18 protein-coding genes are annotated in these 18,135 nt (G+C 34.0%); all 18 read left to right on the top strand.

What is annotated here, in order from left to right; genetic code table 11:
* Positions 1 to 93: 93 nt before the first annotated feature.
* Positions 94 to 1,464 (top strand): hypothetical protein, encoded by a 1,371-nt coding sequence (locus tag OCV67_RS11805; protein ID WP_147644167.1) that lies wholly within the window; start codon positions 94 to 96, stop codon positions 1,462 to 1,464.
* Positions 1,465 to 1,734: 270 nt separating this feature from the next.
* Positions 1,735 to 2,043: a type II toxin-antitoxin system RelB/DinJ family antitoxin gene (locus OCV67_RS11800; RefSeq protein ID WP_147644166.1), complete on the top strand. Its 309-nt coding sequence runs from the start codon at positions 1,735 to 1,737 to the stop codon at positions 2,041 to 2,043.
* Positions 2,040 to 2,360 (top strand): type II toxin-antitoxin system RelE/ParE family toxin, encoded by a 321-nt coding sequence (locus OCV67_RS11795; protein ID WP_147644165.1) that lies wholly within the window; start codon positions 2,040 to 2,042, stop codon positions 2,358 to 2,360. The genes OCV67_RS11800 and OCV67_RS11795 overlap by 4 nt, the downstream gene beginning before the upstream one ends.
* A gap of 111 nt (positions 2,361 to 2,471) precedes the next feature.
* Entirely contained in the window at positions 2,472 to 3,374 is a 903-nt protein-coding gene (locus OCV67_RS11790; RefSeq protein ID WP_147644164.1) for an amidoligase family protein, read from the top strand.
* 19 nt (positions 3,375 to 3,393) lie between these two features.
* Positions 3,394 to 3,897: a gamma-glutamylcyclotransferase family protein gene (locus OCV67_RS11785; RefSeq protein ID WP_147644163.1), complete on the top strand. Its 504-nt coding sequence runs from the start codon at positions 3,394 to 3,396 to the stop codon at positions 3,895 to 3,897.
* 9 nt (positions 3,898 to 3,906) lie between these two features.
* Entirely contained in the window at positions 3,907 to 4,080 is a 174-nt protein-coding gene (locus OCV67_RS11780; protein WP_178085123.1) for a hypothetical protein, read from the top strand.
* A gap of 160 nt (positions 4,081 to 4,240) precedes the next feature.
* The gene (locus OCV67_RS11775; protein ID WP_147644162.1) at positions 4,241 to 4,756 is read left to right on the top strand and encodes a plasmid pRiA4b ORF-3 family protein; all 516 of its coding nucleotides are present in this window, start codon (positions 4,241 to 4,243) and stop codon (positions 4,754 to 4,756) included.
* A 775-nt stretch (positions 4,757 to 5,531) separates the two neighbouring features.
* Positions 5,532 to 6,182 (top strand): HAD family hydrolase, encoded by a 651-nt coding sequence (locus tag OCV67_RS11770; RefSeq protein ID WP_147644161.1) that lies wholly within the window; start codon positions 5,532 to 5,534, stop codon positions 6,180 to 6,182.
* Positions 6,163 to 7,188 (top strand): hypothetical protein, encoded by a 1,026-nt coding sequence (locus OCV67_RS11765; protein WP_147644160.1) that lies wholly within the window; start codon positions 6,163 to 6,165, stop codon positions 7,186 to 7,188. The genes OCV67_RS11770 and OCV67_RS11765 overlap by 20 nt, the downstream gene beginning before the upstream one ends.
* Before the next feature lie 5 nt (positions 7,189 to 7,193).
* Positions 7,194 to 7,877: an SDR family NAD(P)-dependent oxidoreductase gene (locus tag OCV67_RS11760; protein WP_147644159.1), complete on the top strand. Its 684-nt coding sequence runs from the start codon at positions 7,194 to 7,196 to the stop codon at positions 7,875 to 7,877.
* An 18-nt stretch (positions 7,878 to 7,895) separates the two neighbouring features.
* Positions 7,896 to 10,124 carry an IF-2B domain-containing protein gene (locus tag OCV67_RS11755; protein ID WP_147644158.1) on the top strand — a complete coding sequence of 743 codons (2,229 nt, stop codon included), beginning with the start codon at positions 7,896 to 7,898 and terminating at the stop codon, positions 10,122 to 10,124.
* Positions 10,125 to 10,135: 11 nt separating this feature from the next.
* Positions 10,136 to 11,326 (top strand): hypothetical protein, encoded by a 1,191-nt coding sequence (locus OCV67_RS11750; RefSeq protein WP_147644157.1) that lies wholly within the window; start codon positions 10,136 to 10,138, stop codon positions 11,324 to 11,326.
* A 343-nt stretch (positions 11,327 to 11,669) separates the two neighbouring features.
* Complete coding sequence (locus tag OCV67_RS11745) at positions 11,670 to 11,912, top strand: hypothetical protein (protein WP_147644156.1); 243 nt, start codon at positions 11,670 to 11,672, stop codon at positions 11,910 to 11,912.
* A gap of 130 nt (positions 11,913 to 12,042) precedes the next feature.
* Entirely contained in the window at positions 12,043 to 12,336 is a 294-nt protein-coding gene (locus OCV67_RS11740; RefSeq protein WP_147644155.1) for a RyR domain-containing protein, read from the top strand.
* 2 nt (positions 12,337 to 12,338) lie between these two features.
* Positions 12,339 to 14,141, top strand: a complete 1,803-nt coding sequence (locus OCV67_RS11735) for a hypothetical protein (protein ID WP_147644154.1) — start codon at positions 12,339 to 12,341, stop codon at positions 14,139 to 14,141.
* Between the two features lie 198 nt (positions 14,142 to 14,339).
* Complete coding sequence (locus tag OCV67_RS11730) at positions 14,340 to 14,516, top strand: hypothetical protein (protein ID WP_178085122.1); 177 nt, start codon at positions 14,340 to 14,342, stop codon at positions 14,514 to 14,516.
* On the top strand, positions 14,473 to 17,217 hold the full coding sequence (locus tag OCV67_RS11725) for an HAD family hydrolase (RefSeq protein WP_147644153.1): 2,745 nt from the start codon (positions 14,473 to 14,475) through the stop codon (positions 17,215 to 17,217). Before OCV67_RS11730 ends, OCV67_RS11725 begins: the two co-directional genes overlap by 44 nt.
* A gap of 697 nt (positions 17,218 to 17,914) precedes the next feature.
* On the top strand, positions 17,915 to 18,135 hold a 221-nt coding region (locus tag OCV67_RS11720; protein ID WP_262644600.1), incomplete at its 3' end, for a DUF4314 domain-containing protein.

Here is an 18,135-nt window from a genome sequence, read left to right as displayed (position 1 = left end):
TTGGTGTTTTCCATGTGTTTCTCTCCTTTTTTTATTATTATACCATCTTTCGCTTTTTGCTGTCCACTTTTTTAGTATAGCACCACTGCAAAAATGTACTATGAATCAGACAGTTATACCCAAGAGCAGCTAAACGGTGTAAAAGACAGATTAATAGCAGCACAGGAAAAAGTGACCAAAGCAGATGCAAGCGAGGAAAAAGCACAATTGGATAAACTTATAGAACAGGCAGAAGCTTTGGAAAGCGATATTTTTACAGAAGAAAGCTGGACGCCTGTTGAAACAGCATTGACTGAAGCTAAAGCTATTAATGGCGGATTAAAGTCTGAATATAATGCGGTAATAGAAAAACTGAACACCGCATTAAAAGGACTGGTAGGCATAGAACTACCTACAGTTCCTGCCGGAAAACCGTTTGCAAAGGTTTATAAAAAGGGCAGAACTGCAACTGTTATAAATACAACCGCTGATAAGGATATGGCAAAAGCAACAAAGATAAGAGTTACATTTGACTGTGCGGAAGATGTTTCATACAATCCGAATGCTTCAATAGAAATCAAAGCAATGGTAGGAGGAATAGAATCATATAAAAAGTTTATAGGAAAAGATTCTTCTTACCAAAACGGAGAAACATGGACTGAAGAATTAACGCTGACTGAAGCAATAAACGAGGGAGACAGCGTTGAGCTAAGTGCATTTACATATGCATGGGATAATGCAAAGGATTATGTATACGGCATAACAAAAGTAGAGTTTCTGAATATAGGCGGAAGCGTGGTAAAGAGCTATAACGATCAGATAGTTGCCGTTGCCGAGCTTAAAACGGCAATAGAGAAAGCAGAAGCGATTGACACAACTCCATACACGGCTGAAAGCGTTGCGGAGCTAACAAAGGCGATTGAAGCGGCAAAGGCTCTTACAGACGAATCCACAGCAGACGAATTAAATTCAGCGATAAATGCAATCAATACAGCTATCAAGAATTTAAAAGAGCCTGATCCTACAAAACCTGAGCCAACGAAGCCGAACCCGACAAAGCAAGAGCCGTCTAAGCCTACTGAAAAGCCCACAGCTAAACCTACAACAGCTTCAACAAAGGCAACAAGAAGCTCGGAGGCAGTGGCAAAGGATAAGAAAGCGGCTACAAAGGTCATGAAACAGGCAAAAATCAAGAAACTAACTACTAAGAGCAAGTCTAAAAAGAAGATAACTGTTTCATGGAAAAAGGTCAAAAAGGCTAAAGGCTATCAGGTTGAAGTATCTGCAAAGAAGAACTTCAAAAAACCAGTATTCAAGAAATTCACTGCTAAGGCAAAGCTCAATATCAAGAATTCCAAGATAAAGAGCGGAAAGAAGTATTATGTCCGAGTAAGAGCGTATGCGACATACAAGGATAAAAACAATGTCACCAAAAAAGTCTATAGCAAGTGGATAAAGAAAATACGCAAGGTCAAAGTTAAATAGCTTCTAAATTATTCCTTAATATTATGCAGAACAATAACTGCTCCTGTATAATGCAGGAGCGGTGTTGTACTGTGCGTCAAGGGAAGTTGTCAAGCTAACAATGAATTATTGGCTATATAGAGTACCCCAAAAAACGAGGATACAGTGGAAATATTACGCTGTATCCTTGTTTTTATATTTGAATAGCAATTTTTTTATTTTTGTATTGCATTTGTGCGTACAATTGGTTATAATATAAGAAAGAATATTTTATGGAAGGAGTTTAATATTATGGCATCAAAAACAGCAAATTTATATGCGAGAATCGAACCGGATGTGAAAGAACAGGCAGAGAATATCTTGAGTGCACTTGGAATACCGGTGTCCGGTGCTATCAATATGTTTTATAAACAAATTATTTTACAGAGAGGTCTGCCGTTTGATGTGAAACTACCAGTAGCAAAACCAGTGTCGATAAATAAGTTAACGGCGGAAGAACTTGACACGGAGATTGAGAAAGGATATGCGGATATGCTTGCAGGACGAACCGAAACAGCCGACAAAGTATTTGATGACATTCGCAGAGATTACGGAATATGACTTATAAGATTGACATTTCAAAACAGGCACAGGCAGATTTGCGGGGAATTTATGAGTATATAGCATATACCTTGCTTTCTCCGCGGAGTGCTGCAGGACAGATTGACAGATTGGAAGAACACATCATGGGATTAAATCAAATGCCGATGCGTTTTAGAGAATATGAAAGAGAACCGTGGCAATCACGAGGTATGCGAATAATGCCCATAGATAATTTTGTTGTAATGTACATTCCTAATGAGAAAAAAGGTATTGTAACTGTTATCCGCGTTATGTACGGCGGGCGTGATATTGACACAGAAATGAAAAATAATTAAATAATGTAAAAGAACAAGGATATGAAAACTCGTATCCTTGTTTTATATATAACGGTTTGCAAAAAAATGCAGACCGTTTTTTTATTTATAAAGAAAGGAGGTAAAAAATAATTGTCAGGAAATTATGAGGGAATAAAAACAAGGGGGTATGGAATTGAAATTGAGTGTACCGGAATTACAAGAAATCAGGCAGCCAAGGCAGTTGCAAAAGTCTTAGAAAGTTATGCGGTCAATGAGGGAGGTCCTTATGATAAATATACTATAAAGGATAACAAGGACAGAAAGTGGTCAATTGTTTATGATGGAAGTATAAGGTGTATAGACAGAAATAGAAATACAACATCGTCAAGGTTGTATAGTGTAGAATTAAATTCTCCTGTACTGTCATATGAGGATATACCGATGCTGCAGGAGGTAGTGAGAACATTAAGAAAGGCAGGAGCCGTAACAGGAGCGGAATATAAATGCGGAATTCATATTCATATTTCAGCAGATGATTTTGACGCCCGAAGTTTGAGAAATCTAGTAAATATATTTGCAAGCAAAGAAGATTTTCTGTGGGAGGCATTGCAAGTATCTTCAATGCGTTCTGGTTATTGTGAAAAGGTAGATCAGAGATTTTTATCAGAGTTGAATAAGAAAAAGCCAAAAACTATAGAGGAAATAGAAAGACTTTGGTATAACGGAGAAAGCAGAAGAAACTATCATTATGATTCATCGAGATACAGGGCACTTAATTTACATAGTTACTTTTCGGGAAGGCATTTCGAGATAAGATGCTGTAATTCATCTTTACATGCCGGAGTCATAAGATCATATTTGACCTTGGCATTGGCAATAAGCAATGCTGCCGTAACAAAGAAGTATTGCTCGCCAAAAGTTTCACGCAGTGATAATATTCTGTCGGCTCCTGCAGAGGAATCAGAGGTAACACCCGATGAAATTTTAGAGGACTGTGAGAGCGAATTTGAGGAAGAAGAAACAGAAGAAATGGGCATGGAGTTGTCCATGTAGAATGTATGGAGGATTGAAAATGAAAAAATTGTATTTAGCGTATGGATCAAATATAAATCTGGAGCAAATGGCGTTTAGATGTCCTGACTCAAAGGTTGTAACAACAGGAATGCTATCCGATTATGAGTTACAGTTCAGACAAGTAGCAACTATTGAACCGAAAGAAGGTTCTGAGGTTCCGGTACTTATTTGGGAGCTTGGAGGACAGGATGAACTCAGTCTGGATCGTTATGAGGGCTTTCCTCATTTATATCGTAAAGAAGATATAGAAGTAGAAATAAACGGAGAAACACAAAAATGTATGGCATATGTTATGAACGGCAGAGAAATATCATTGCCAACAGCAGGATATTATAACACGATTGTAAAAGGTTATCGTGAAAACGGATTTGATGAAAAATATCTGGTAGATGCGTTAAAACAGGCATTTGATTACGAACAAAAAATTAAACAGGAAGAATGTGAAGAAATTGCCGAAGAATCTGAGGAACTTGAAGAAGGTATTCAGATGACAATGGAATGAGGTGTGAAAATGAGATATAAAAGTTTTTATATAAAAATAAAATCTGTCGATAATTTGATTCGGCAGGACAAGCAGGGGAGTGATATTTGCTGCAAAGGTTATGAAGTTGAGATATTTGATTCTGAAGAAAAACTAAAACTTGACGAAATTTCGATTGCAGTTGGGTTTGAAATTCTTAAATAAGATATATACGAGGCAGAGCAGCTGATCAAGGATTATATTGACTGTGAGGAAAAGGAATATGTTCATATGATTGATGAGCATGAAGCACTCAACTTGCAAAACAGATAAATATATAGTATAATAAAGCAGATCATGTAAAGACAGAAGGGAAGCGTTAAAAATGGCAGATCAGACAGTAGTATATGAATTTGAAATAAAGCTTTGTAATCTGGAAGATAAGTATTGGAGAAGAATTGAAATAACTTCAGTAAGTACAGTAGCAAAATTAGCTTATGCAATTATGGCGAGTTTTGAATTAAGCGGAAGTCATTTATTTAGCGTTAGGTATATTAATTCTTATTTTGAGTTTTATAACGATAATGCTATTCAACCATGCGATTTTAAACTGAAAGATCTTAATTTATCAGTAGGCGATAAACTAAAAATGGTTTATGATTTTGGAGCAGACCTGAATTTTGCAATTAAGCTTACTGAAATAAAAGAATTTAAAAGAGGTACAGGGACTCATTATCCGTATGCTTTATCGGGAGCAGGAACTAAAATTCCTGAAGACATGTTTATTCCGGAATTAATTGAAGAACTTGATAGTTTATATAAAGAGTATGATTCTGAACTCGATAATGTCTTGTTAAAAGGGAAAATTCAAATTTTAAAAGATCAATATGAATTAAAATGATAAACCTAACGCTATTCAACATCATATTTGAATAGCGTTATCTTTATGCAAAGAAATAATTTAATAAAAGTTTATGCTAATGTTTAGAACCACTGCGTTCTAAGCATTTATTTTTTGATCTAATACTTATTGTATAATATTAACAAGTAGAATTATTTAATTATATATAATTCTACAAAATTCTATAATAAATTGCCCAAAAATATTGACGATGTTAAAAATATCTTGTATAATGAGAAACATAAGATTGGAATTAAATGGAATATGTTAATACAAATTACGAATTAATTTATACCAATTACGAATTAGGTATTGACTTTTGTTGAAACTTAATTATTAATGTAATTAAGATATGACTAATTATGTTGATATTAGTCGGAATTTGGTTGGACACTATTGATAATTGTATATTATCTTATCACCAGGAGTACAAGATTGCTGAAGAAACACTCAAATCGTGTAGCCATAATGCTGACTATGTCCTTATGCACACAGTTCCACAGTTGGGGATCCAATATCTCGGCTTCGTTCTCGATATGCATGATACAGAGTTGACAGGATACTTCGAGTGGCTGTACAGTGACTTGAAGTTCGACAAGTGGTTTGCAGGGCATTTTCATATGAATTAGATTGAATAGAAAGGCTGATCCTTATGCAAAATATTAGCTTATGCGAAAGTATGATATATAGTTTTTCTTTACTATAATTATTATGTTAGTTTTCGCAAAAGACCTTATAATGTGATACGAGTGCAGGATTATGGAGGAACAGTAAGATGACAATGGACAAATATAAATACATTATATTTGATTTCGATATGACCTTAGTTGACACTGAGCTAGGCTCAATCTATTCATATGAGAAAGCTATAACAAAAGCTGGTGGTGAGTTTAACAAGGAACAGATTTCAGTATATATGTCAGAATTTCTTAATAAAACATATGAAAGAATTCGGAATCCTCTAATTAGTGAGCAAGAGTTTGAGGAGGAGTTCTACTTTTACTCGCATAAAAAGATGGCTACTATGTCAAGACTGTTCCCCGAAGTAAAAAAAGTGTTGAGTGAATTGAGTAAAACACATATATTGGCTATCGTTACAAACAAAGACATATTATGTATAAATCAGATTATCAAGCATCATAAGATAGATCCATCTATGTTTAGATGTATCATTTCATGCGATGATGTAACAAAAAGGAAGCCTGATCCGCAAGGACTTGAATTGTGCATGAGTAAAATTGGTGCAACTCCAGATAAATGTGTATATGTTGGAGACTCTATAAACGACTTAATCTTCGCTGAGAATGCATGTGTTAAAGGAATTAGAGTAGTCAGAGATAGAAATAGTTTACCAAATGACAATATTATTTGTGACTTGTCGGCGTTAATGGTAGAGGGGGATTGTATTGAAAAGCTTGGAAATTAATAATTTCATTAATTCTCTGTTAAATGTTGACTATTATTTTGACAGCATGCCAAAAAATGAGAGTGATTTACCTGACACTGACCTAGAACAGGTCTATCAAACAGTAATTTCTTCAAAATTTCGCAAAAGCAAACTTTCTGATGAAATGGGAAAGATCATCAAAGAAAAAATCATATACTACTCCAAAAGAAAAGAACCGTTACAGTTTAGTGTTCCCTTTGGCGCATATAAATCCTATAAACTAGATTTAGATTTTATGCCGGATTGGGCAGAAGTATTTAATGTTTCATATCTACTCAAATACGCAGCACAGATATTAAAAACATATCCTTATGGAATTAGTTTTTATTATACATATTCTGCAGACATAATGCATATAGTAAGTGACATCCCTCACGAAAAATTAAGAAGATATGCTATTCAATTCAAGAAGATACTTAACATTTTTAATCAGGTGTGTCCTGCGGTTCAGTTTCGATTAATCACTATTAATAGTTTGTATGAATCAGATGTTGCCTTTTATTCTGATTTTTTAGAGTTGTTTTTGCACAATCTTGTGTTTTGGGATAGGAAATACGAAGCAGAAACAAAAACACGCCATTTAAATAGCGCAAAAAGAAATCTTTATCTTGACGGCAAGCACCATATATCTCATATGGAACAAAGCGATATTGAAAGATGCTTATATCTTTCAGCATTAATGACTGATGCGGTCGATTGCTTGAGCGAAAGAAGAAAATTCAACAAGGACAGTAACAAAATTCAGTTGGTCGGTGTTAAAGGACCTACAAAGTCAATAAACATTGGAGCATGTGAAACATCAACTGTTCATTTTTGGGTTAGCCGAGGCTGTTTGCAACATAATAAGGGAAAACTAAAGCCGTTTATATATACTTATTCAAAGCTTGCAGCAATAGATTTAAGTAGAATTGTAGAGTATCAAGTTGAAAGTGAGTTTTCTGAATTGTCGGAAAACTTTCATAATATTTTATATGTAAAGGAGTAATTACTATGAAAAATGTGAGCATCGTTACAGGAGGAGCTTCTGGACTGGGTAAAGAGGTTGTCCGTCTTCTTGTTCAAAAAGGAGAGAATGTTTGTATAATTGCCAGAGATATCACCAAGATTAAGAACACTGTAAACGAGATTGGTGGAGATGTTCAGTACTTTGCTGGCGATGTTTCTGATGAAAGTTTTATCACTTCTGTATTCTCTTCTTTAAAAGAAAACAGATACTATGTAAATTATCTGTACAACTGTGCTGGTAAAGGAATCTTTGGTGCTCCGGAAGATATGCGTTTGAGTCAAGTAATGGAGGTTTTCAATTCTAATGCAATTGGATTGATGAATATAACTTATGAAGCATGCAGAAACATGACCGAAGGCGGCACTATTGTTAATGTTATGTCAACAGCAGCACTTAAAGGCAATGCAAACGAGTCGTTGTATTGTGCTTCAAAATGGGCAGCACGCGGTTTTACTGAAGCACTTAGGGCGTTCTATAAAAAGAGTAATATCTATATTATTGGTGTATACCCTGGAGGAATAAACACACCATTCTGGAGTCCTGATTGTGGATTATCTCCAGATGTAAGCAAATTTATGGATCCCGCTGAGGTGGCAGCAACTATTGTCCAAAATGTAGCTGAGAAGAAAACCATGTATTCTGCTGATATCACGCTTGAAAGACTATAATATTGTAAGGAGGCTACCATGAAAAAATATATATATGATGTATTTATTGCTTATCATGGTACCTATTCTTCTGATGGAACATACGATTACGCAAAAGATTTAGCGAAGCACTTGAAAAATGTTGGGATTATCCCGTATGTATTTGAAGAAGGTGGTTCTGAAGATTGGACTGATACAATTAGACATATTCAAGAAAGCAAGTGCATGCTTGTTTTAGTAAACGATAATATCTATACTGATGAATATGGGCGGATTAGAAAAACTAGGCCAAATTGTGAGCCTTATCAATTGTATGAAGAGATCGAAACATTCCGATCACTGGTTAATGCTGGACAAGTTAACCGTCAAACAATAAATTTCATTTATTATGGTGATAAAAGGAAATCGGAAGATGAGGTCAGACATTTTTTAATGTCGTTGGTAGTTGACATAGGTCAAAGACTAAATGATGTTATAGGTACTTTTACTAATCCCGAAGTTGTAGTAAAATGGGTACAAAAAGCAGTTGTTATTGCGTTAGATGAAAAAATAGAAAAGGTAACTATAGATATCAATGATATTGTAAAACAAATTACAGATAACTTAATGAGACGCGAATGTGCTGTCGTGATAGGTCCACTTTTAAATGATAATTATTCAAATTTTAGACCAGATGATAAAAGTGGAAATTTCTTTACGAAGTGCCATAAACTTCGCCATGAAAAGGGCGATATAGCTCTAAGAAGGGAATTGGAAACTTTATCCAGACACCCTGTTCATAAGAATATTCACCATATAGCTAAACTACCATTCACATCATATCTGACAACGGTTGAGTATACTCAAATTGATGCAGGATTGGTAGAAGCAGAAAAGGAACCGGTACTTATTACAGACTCGTCTTCAATTTATGGATTGGATCTTCAAAAGGGAGAAATTCCTGTATTTGAGTTTAAAAGAACTGAGTTGCATCTGGATGACTGTGTTATGCCAGAAGGATTGATCTATGACATTTTGAAGATGATACTTACTGGAAAAAAAGTTATATACCTAGGATATGGCGAAGACTATAAAGGGTATATTGCTATATCAAATGCTCTAAAGAAAATTCTCGGTTCGGATTATACTATACAAAATAATATTGTAGTTCTTAAGAGTAATGGTATGCCTACAATATATGATGATGTAAGTAACGAATTAAGAATCATAAATTTAAATGTTGAGGATTTCCTTGGCAGACTTATTACCAGCAAGAATTTCAGCAAATCTTTTAGGTACAATGCAGATGACAGTAAATTTATAACAGATTTATTTAATATTGCTAGTACACCTACTGAAACTCAAGCTATCGAATTGTTTTTGTCTCAGTTACTTGACGACTTAAACAGAAATGATTTAGAACTTGTGGAAATCATTTCTAAAGCAGATAGTAACTGTAATAATCTCAAACGAATCAAAAGAAATTTTAATGCTTTTGAAAAGTGTTGGCTATCTATTAAAAGCGACTTATTTTCTAATCCCACAAGGAGAAAACTAAAGAAAATTGTCGAAGATTACAAGTGGGAAAGACATCAAGTGACTAATGGAATAAAAGAACAAGGTGAGGATTTCAGTGAAAATGAAAGCGGAAGAAGCATTCTTTTATTTTCAGAAAGCTTACGTGCAATTGAATTTCTCAGTGGAACCACAGACAGTTTTCAGAAACAAAGTCAATTGTTTATTTGTGAATGCAGACCTAAAAGCGAGTTACCATTCAGAGATGCCCAAAACTTTTGCGATTTGATTAGAGATTCTAATTGTATGTTTTCTAAGATTACAATTATCCCCGACATGACCGCTTTCAATTTAATAGAACGAGGCATCGTTGATTTAGTAGTTTTAGGAGCTCATGATGTACTATTATCCAATGATATGCCTGTGTATTTTATAAATACTTGTGGATCTTCAGCAATTATTGAAATAGCGCAAAAGTTTAATGTTGAAGTCATTGTGGTTGCAGAAAAGGGAAAATTTAATTCTATTGAAAGCTGTCAAACGGCTTCAGATGATGACTACGATTTTGAATACGAAATATCATATGGTCATGAGAGTACAATTTATGATGAATATGAGTTTATGTCATGGGCTGAAAGTCAAAATATAGATACGCAAAATATCGGCTATGATTTCTGTGAGTTCTTTAGAGGGATGAAACTTGTTTGCGAAAACGATACAATCATCGCTGAAGATAACAATATTCGCATAAAGCTGATTGATGACACAAAATGAGGTGATTGCTTATGGTAATTAGTAAAGCCACCATACAAGCTTTCCGTGACGATTTATGCAAAGATCAACGAGAAATACAAATAATCTCTGATACATCAAGTCAGTCTAATACTGATTTTATTGTACGAAAATATAGTACATCTATTGAAGAATTTAAGAATGAGATAGATGTTATGACCTATCTTGCAAATGATGGCTTACAAAATATTCCTTCAGTTATAGGTTCAGGTTCTGATGCAATTGGATCGTATTTAGACATTGAGTATTATAATGGTATCAGAGTATTCAATTTACTTGCATATATTAGAGAAATTCAAGGTATGTACACAGAATATGCTGATTTGCTTTCTGAGTTTCGAGAAGAGATACTGCATAAGTGTTTAATTAATCAAATACACGTCCAAAGGTCATTGTTAAATTGGTCTCGAACAAGTTTACCCAAAATGCCTTATCCTCAAAACAAGCTGTTTATTATTATCAATATGCTTTCAGAGTTATATGGCTTCGAATTGAACCAACAAAAGATTAAAAACGAATTATGGTATATTGCTAATGAGTTTGAAAAAATCTCGGTGGTTCCATTTCGGGATTCGACAACTAAAAATATGGTGATTTATTATCCTGATTTGTATCTTGGTAATTATATTGAGGACGATGGAGATACTTTGGGTGCAGATGAACGCAGGAAAATAGCTTTCCTCAGAATGGTTCAAGATGGAAGTTATAGGAGAATGCTTGATTCGCCAATAATTGACTTTGATTTTTCGTCATGCGAAAACTTAACATCTGTATATGATGATCCAATTGGTTTCTCATGTCATGAAATAACATTCAAAGGTATACCGAATGCAAACGAGCTAGTATGGTTGGATAATCATAGCATTAACCCAAAGGAAATCGCATTGTCTTTTATAATCCGATATTTGAGATTTGGAGGACGAAAGATGACATATCATATAATTCATCCTCATGCATATATATATAGGTTTAAATACGATAATGAGTTTTTCTATTTCAATAAACTTGAAACAATTATTAAGCATTTTTGGCCTGAGAGTGCTTCTACAATTCCAGAGTTTCTTAAACTGGTTCAGAATGTTAAAAAAACGAATAAAACAGATTTATTCGATGATGTGGATGAGTTTGAGATCCAGTACCCTAATTGCAACAGAAAGTTTTATTTGGATATATTCCCTTATTAATTCAAGCAGCTACAATTCCGAAGGATAGTTGAATTGTAGCTGTTTGCAATATAAATAATAGTTTTATACTTTTGTGCAAGCACTTATTTTAGATTTCACCGTCGATTCCATTCGTATTATTCACTCGATATAAACTTTATGAAAAGCTTTACAACATCGTAAAAAGTGTAAAACAATGACCAAGCGATTATGTATAATAAGTAAACTGATAATAATATTATCTACAATAATGCTATTCATTTAACTCCCAATTAATGCATTAGCAAAAACTGGTGATGAAGTCCGTACCTCTAAGAAAAAAATTCAGCTGTCTATGATGATTCTGGTAGCATGGTGGCGAACGATGGTCATATACAGATTATACGATGCTAATGATCCCAATTCAACGATTGATACTACAAATGAAATTGATGTTCTTGCTACTTACGGACTCCTACCTTACTTCATTTCATGTAAGAACGGTAGATTCTCTTCAGAGGGATTATATAAGCTGTACTCTGTTGGAGAACAATTGGGAGGAGGTTACTACAATAATATCATAGTAATCACTAATCTCTTCTATGCTTTGGGGATGCAAAGTATGTAATTCTTCAGAGAGCTGCTGATATGGGAATCCATATCATATAAAAATGGATGACGACATTGCCGAAGAAATAAGAAAGGTTATGGAGTTACCAAAAGAAAAAATTCATGATTGATTGCAGGAGAAATGAATTATGTATTTACCTAAACCTATTGATACTTCTGCTGTTTCGCTGTCTGAGGATTTACTTTCCTTGACCGAAAAAATCGCAGCAAATGTTCACGATGTCTGGGCTGTTGGCAGAATTGCTGAAGGATGGACTTATGGAGAAGAAAAGAATGTTGAGCTTAAAACTACGCCCTGTCTTGTGCCTTATGATGAGTTACCTGAATCAGAGAAGGATTTTGATAGAAATACGGCTATGGAAACTTTGCGGTTAATCGTGAAAATGGGGTATAAGATTACAAAAGAAGGTAAAGAGGGATAATTATGTTTTGGAATATTACAATTATTCTTGTGTGGCTCTGGATTGTAGTAATAATAGTTGCTACTGTTGTATCATATCAGAAGAAAAAAACAGGAATTACTAAACCAATTAATGTTGTATTTGTAGGTATGGTGATATCGACTTTATGTGGCTTGTTTCCAATCAACTATATTGCAGATGACCTCTCGGATAATCCTCTTTTTAGAATCATTGAAACATTATCATTGTCACTTGCAAATGTTATGCAAGTGTTCACAGTTGATATGGACGGAAAAGAGTTACTGGAAACAATCAATAAACAAGAAGAGTTTTGTCTTCAGCAGCCTTATATCCTCACAATGTCGATTTTATGTACTATTGCCCCACTTTTAACTGTTGGAGCACTTGCTTCTGCATTAATGAGTCTTAGTGCAGGAAGGCGATACATATGCAGTTTTCTTAAAACTGCATATGTATTTTCCGATTTGAATGAGCGTTCAATCACTTTAGCATCTGATCTGAAGACTAATCATCCAAATTTTGTGATTGTTTTTACGGATGTTGTTGATAGAGAAGAGGAAGAATTCCTAGATTTATCAAATAGAGCTAAGTCTATTGGTGCTATTCTATTTAAACAGGATATCCTAGCTCCTAAATTTCATTGCCATAGAAAAGGTGTTGAGATCTCTTTCTTTATAATAGGTGAAAATGAAACTGAAAATATTAATCATTCATTAACAATTATTGAAAAATATAAGAATAGAAATAACACAAGATTATTTTTATTCTCTTCTACTAGGGAGAGCGAACTGGCATTAACTGGAATTGATAAAGGAAAAGTTAAGGTGCGGAGAGTCAATGAGACGAAATCCCTTATATATCGTACACTCTATAAAAAAGGCGATAAACTATTTAGTGGAGCTACTATGCCTGACAATAATGGGATAAAACACATAAATGCAGTTGTTTTAGGTATGGGGGATTATGGTATTGAAATGATAAAAGCTTTGGCTTGGTTTTGTCAAATGGATGACTATAAACTGAGCATTAATGCTTTTGACAAGGATAAAAAAGCCGAAGCTAAATTCAAAACATTATGTCCTGACTTATTGTCTCCAAATTACAATGGTGTTACAACAAATGGGGAAAGCGACTATTCAATAACTATTCACTCCAAGATAGATGTTAACACATCTGATCTTACAACAATATTTGAAACATTAAGTCAAACCAATCCAGCAACTTTTGTTTTTGTTTCTCTTGGTTCTGATGAAGAGAATATTAGAGTCGCATCAAACATGAGAATGATATGGAAAAGGTTTGGTTTATCTCCAATTATCCAAACTGTTGCGAAAAATCCAAAGGTTTCCAAGGTCCTTGCCAATTCTAAAAACTATAAAGGGCAACCATATAATATAGATTACATCGGAGATATACGACTTGAGTATTCAGAAAGTGTGATTATTAATTCAGAACTTGAATCAATAGCATTAGAAAGGCACAAGAAATGGGGAGATGAAGAGTCGTTCTGGGCATACGAATACAATTACAACTCGTCTGTTGCATCCGTAATTCATAAAAAAGCACGTGACATTTGTGGCGTTAAAGGAACCGATACTTTAAATAATCCAAATCATGGCATTGATGCACTTCCCATTGATGAAAGAGACTCGCTTCAATGTTTGGAACACCGTAGATGGAATGCTTATATGCGTGCGGAAGGTTATGTATATGGTTATCCTAGAGATGATATCGCCAAAACACACCATTGCTTAAAACCATATTATGATCTGGATCCAAGTGATAGGAAAAAGGATATTTGGTAAATACATTATTGGAGAAACAAACTATGATTCAAAGATACAAGGATATCCCCATCATTTCGGAGGCAGCGGAAGAAAATATGCTGAAGCGTTAAGTGAGAGGCTAACCAAAATTTCCATTGAAGAGCGTTATCCTATTCGGGCAACAATCATTATATCACTAAGATTGACTATATCGACATGTGCCAAAAGTTTGAATTGATGTCATTGGATGAAGTACAGATTGAATACAGTTATGTTGAAAAGGAACTGAATGAATATGGTGGTATAGATGATAAGCTGGATCAACTGATTTATATTAAACAATTACTTAAAGCAAGAAAGTGTGATAACCATGAATATTACTCCAGACAGCAATCTGCAAAAAAATATATATGAATATGAAGCATATATTTTCGATTTTGATTTAACAATAGCCGATACTCTTAAAACAGCAAATACCGCCTATGAATATACATTTAGACGTTGTAATACGGTTTACGATAAAAATAGAATTTTTCATTATTTAACTGTTCCTCTTGAAACAACTTATAACGAAATGGAGAATCCTACTCTCTCTTTTGAAGAGTTTAGGAAATTACTGTACCAAAAGACACATGATATCATTTCGGAGACAACAGAATTGTACCCTGAAATCAAAAGAGTAATTGAAACATTATACGCTAGCGGGAAGAAAATAGCAATTGTAACAAATCGTGATAAGGAAAGTATAATCCGAGTTCTAAATAAGTATGGTGTAACAAAATTTTTTCATGCAATTGTTGGACGTGAGGATGTAGTTAAGCAAAAACCCGATAAAGAACCCATAGAAAAATGTATTTCGCTAATGGGAGTACATTTATCAAATGCTCTCTATTTCGGAGATGGAATCAATGATTATCTTGCTGCCATTGAGGCGGGAATAGATTTTATATATGTTGATAGATATAATAAACACCTAATAGAAGCGAATTTGAGCATGAATGATCTAAGTGTACTGAATAATTGGGAGTATGATTTATTTATTGCATACCACGGAACTGAATCAGAAAAAGGTTCATCAAATAAAGCAACAGATATAGCAAATTATTTGCGATCAAAGGGATTATCTGTTTTTTGCCACACACTACAAACACATGTCAATTTTGGAGAAATAACATTGAACGCTGCATCAAACAGCAGGTTATTTATACTCGTTGCAAATGGTAGTATTGAAAGAGATAGTCGGGGAAGAATGACTAGTCGCTGGATTAATGATGAGTTAGGATATTTTAAACGAGCCCATTCTAACAGCACAGAATATGTATTATCACATTCAATCATATATGCATATGACGGTATGGATGCTCAATCAGCTGAGAAATTACATAACTTATTTGTTGGTTCTGCTCATATTGAAGAAAAGTCAAGTAATTTCTCAGATTTATCATATATAGAGATTGCAAACTGGGTATTTAGATGTCTGGGGGCTGATTCACACAGTAATCAAATGCTTGTTTTGAATGTAATTCGTTCTATTGCTGAAGATATACTTAATGGAAAATATGTTTTAGTATATGGGAAGGGGGTCTCAATCAACGAATTTAAAACAAACACTGAAGAAGTCGGGGAGTTCGCTCTATTAAAAAGAATAAAAGAACTTGAACCATCAATAATCACGAATGATATAGAAATGGCAAGAAGCGAATATATGCAGAGAAAAGGGAAATCTGCATATATACAAGACATACTAAAAGGTTTTTATATTAATAATCTTCAAGGCGTTTCAAGAAGTCATACAATTCTCTCAAATTTAAATTTTGCCGGATACGTTTCATTAGCTCACGACAACATGCTTGAAAGAGCATTACAAGCTATAGGAAAAAATTATGAAATAATATCACGTTCAAGTGACTTGAGAAAATGGGATTTATTTGGTATGGAAATTCCATTATTTTACTTATTAGGATCGCTGGAAAGAGATAGTGACTTGTATTTCATTGAAGATTTAAAAGGTAGGAACGATGATTTGGTTACATTTATTGAAGTCATCTTTTCGCAAAAAAAAATACTATTTATAGGATGCGATGAGCGTGATTTTCAAAACGTTTTCAATAAGTATTCAAAAAGCATGAAACAATCAGGGCTCATTAGTATCGTAGTATATGATACGGACGATGAGGAGATGATTTATTCGATAGATTCTAGCGTTGGATGTATAAAAATGAACCATACCAAGTTTTTAAAACTTCTCTATAAAGTAACATATGGAGGCGATATCTCCGCTAATGACTTAACAAAGATACCAAATGAGATTTATGATTGGGTTTATGACATATCAGGAAATCCTACTGAAACTCAAGCGATTGATCTTTTCCTATCTAAAATACAAGGTGAGCTAAGGGAAATCAACCAACAAAATGACACTTCTATAGGAATTATGATAAGAAACTTTAACAAAGCCTTTAAGGAAATTTACTCACAAAAGCCACATTATATTGCATTTGATACTGTTTATAATAAACTTATTGAATGCTGCAATCAATCAAATAATAAAGTAAAAGCTTTAAAGGAACTAATAGAAGATATTCAAGATGAACGTAAGCTTATATCTAAGCGTATATCAAGAAAGGCAAGCATAATTATAGAGGATAATATATCCTCAAAAAAAATAGGTTTATACGGCTTGAGTGAACGTGTTTTGGATTTTCTCAGCGGATTTGATGAACAATTCCAACGTATTTCCACGGTTTATATAGCTGAGTGTAGCGTGAAAAATAATAGTAGCTATAAGGATTGTTTTCAATATTGCAGAGAAATAGGCAAAAGGAATCTTAAATTTAAAGTTATCATTGTTTCAGATATTACATTAATGACACTTATCAATAATAAGAAAATAGATATGTTATGTTTTGGAATACATGCTGCGTTTTTAATAGATGATAGAATTGAAGTAATCAGGAATATCTGTGGAACCAGATATTTGGCAGAGATTGCTTTAAGTAATAACATCTCAGCATATTTCTTTTCGGAACAAGACAAAGTTGTGTCCAACATAAGAAAAAACACTTTTGTGCCTGATGTAAGAATAAAGGAGACTCTACCTATTATATATATATAGGAGGAGAGATCATTAATATAGAAAGTATTAGAAATGAAGAATTTGAGTTTAAAAAGGGATATTATTTAGTTACTGACACAAAAACATATGAATAAGCATCATAGCCACACCGATTACTCATAATTATTGATATGAGTAACGCCATTTGAACCCCCAAGTCCAAGTGACGTTAACTTTTTGTCGCGAAACCCTTTATTATAGGGTATTTCAGGCATTTTTTATTATTGGAATTTTTAAATCTAATATGAAAAACTGTTGAATTTCAAAATAAAATTTTAAAAAAGTTGGAGTCTGAACCCCTCATCCTACTAAAACTATGTCATCTATTTTGTCAGAGCTTTACATCATGCACTGACAAAATAGATGACAGTGCCGTAAAGCCCGTATCTACGGGCTTTTTTCGTGTTTTGAGAGCAAAAAAAAGAGATAAAAAAACCATAGATGCTTTTGGGCGATTTTGGGCAACTTGAGGGATTTGAACCGACACAAAAGAAAATAAAAAGAAAATGGAAGCAGATTTGAGGAAGAAAAACTCAAGTCTGCCTTTTTTGTATATGTAGAAAAAATAAAGCCGTTTTTGTTGCTTATCCACAAGAGGAAAAGCAAAATCAAGAACGGCTTTTTTTAATGTCTGAAAGAAGGGATGCAGAATGTGGAAGTAAGAAATAATAAAAAAATAAAATTTGGAGGGAAAAATTTGGTATACAATGAAAAAAAGGTAGAACTGTTTCGGCAGAGATATCCAAAAGGGACAAGAATATGCCTTGACAGTATGGAAAACGATCCGTTTCCAATACCGCCAGGCTCTAAAGGAACAGTAGATTTTATAGATGATGCAGGAAATCTAATAATGAAATGGGACAGCGGAGGTTCACTGTCGCTGATACCCGGAGAGGATAAATTTCATACAATAAGTCA

Source organism: Porcipelethomonas ammoniilytica (assembly GCF_025567485.1).
GTDB classification, from domain to species: domain Bacteria; phylum Bacillota; class Clostridia; order Oscillospirales; family Ruminococcaceae; genus Porcipelethomonas; species Porcipelethomonas ammoniilytica.
This window is presented reverse-complemented; position numbering and strand designations above follow the sequence as displayed.

What these genes read in the sequence shown, in the direction of transcription:
- OCV67_RS11775 (WP_147644162.1), top strand. Translation starts at nt 4,241, where the DNA reads ATGGCAGATCAGACAGTAGTATATGAATTTGAAATAAAGCTTTGTAAT.
- OCV67_RS11785 (WP_147644163.1), top strand. Translation starts at nt 3,394, where the DNA reads ATGAAAAAATTGTATTTAGCGTATGGATCAAATATAAATCTGGAGCAA.
- OCV67_RS11725 (WP_147644153.1), top strand. Translation starts at nt 14,473, where the DNA reads ATGAATATTACTCCAGACAGCAATCTGCAAAAAAATATATATGAATAT.
- OCV67_RS11760 (WP_147644159.1), top strand. Translation starts at nt 7,194, where the DNA reads ATGAAAAATGTGAGCATCGTTACAGGAGGAGCTTCTGGACTGGGTAAA.
- OCV67_RS11800 (WP_147644166.1), top strand. Translation starts at nt 1,735, where the DNA reads ATGGCATCAAAAACAGCAAATTTATATGCGAGAATCGAACCGGATGTG.
- OCV67_RS11795 (WP_147644165.1), top strand. Translation starts at nt 2,040, where the DNA reads ATGACTTATAAGATTGACATTTCAAAACAGGCACAGGCAGATTTGCGG.
- OCV67_RS11745 (WP_147644156.1), top strand. Translation starts at nt 11,670, where the DNA reads ATGGTCATATACAGATTATACGATGCTAATGATCCCAATTCAACGATT.
- OCV67_RS11755 (WP_147644158.1), top strand. Translation starts at nt 7,896, where the DNA reads ATGAAAAAATATATATATGATGTATTTATTGCTTATCATGGTACCTAT.
- OCV67_RS11750 (WP_147644157.1), top strand. Translation starts at nt 10,136, where the DNA reads ATGGTAATTAGTAAAGCCACCATACAAGCTTTCCGTGACGATTTATGC.
- OCV67_RS11780 (WP_178085123.1), top strand. Translation starts at nt 3,907, where the DNA reads ATGAGATATAAAAGTTTTTATATAAAAATAAAATCTGTCGATAATTTG.
- OCV67_RS11770 (WP_147644161.1), top strand. Translation starts at nt 5,532, where the DNA reads ATGACAATGGACAAATATAAATACATTATATTTGATTTCGATATGACC.
- OCV67_RS11730 (WP_178085122.1), top strand. Translation starts at nt 14,340, where the DNA reads ATGTCATTGGATGAAGTACAGATTGAATACAGTTATGTTGAAAAGGAA.
- OCV67_RS11740 (WP_147644155.1), top strand. Translation starts at nt 12,043, where the DNA reads ATGTATTTACCTAAACCTATTGATACTTCTGCTGTTTCGCTGTCTGAG.
- OCV67_RS11805 (WP_147644167.1), top strand. Translation starts at nt 94, where the DNA reads ATGTACTATGAATCAGACAGTTATACCCAAGAGCAGCTAAACGGTGTA.
- OCV67_RS11735 (WP_147644154.1), top strand. Translation starts at nt 12,339, where the DNA reads ATGTTTTGGAATATTACAATTATTCTTGTGTGGCTCTGGATTGTAGTA.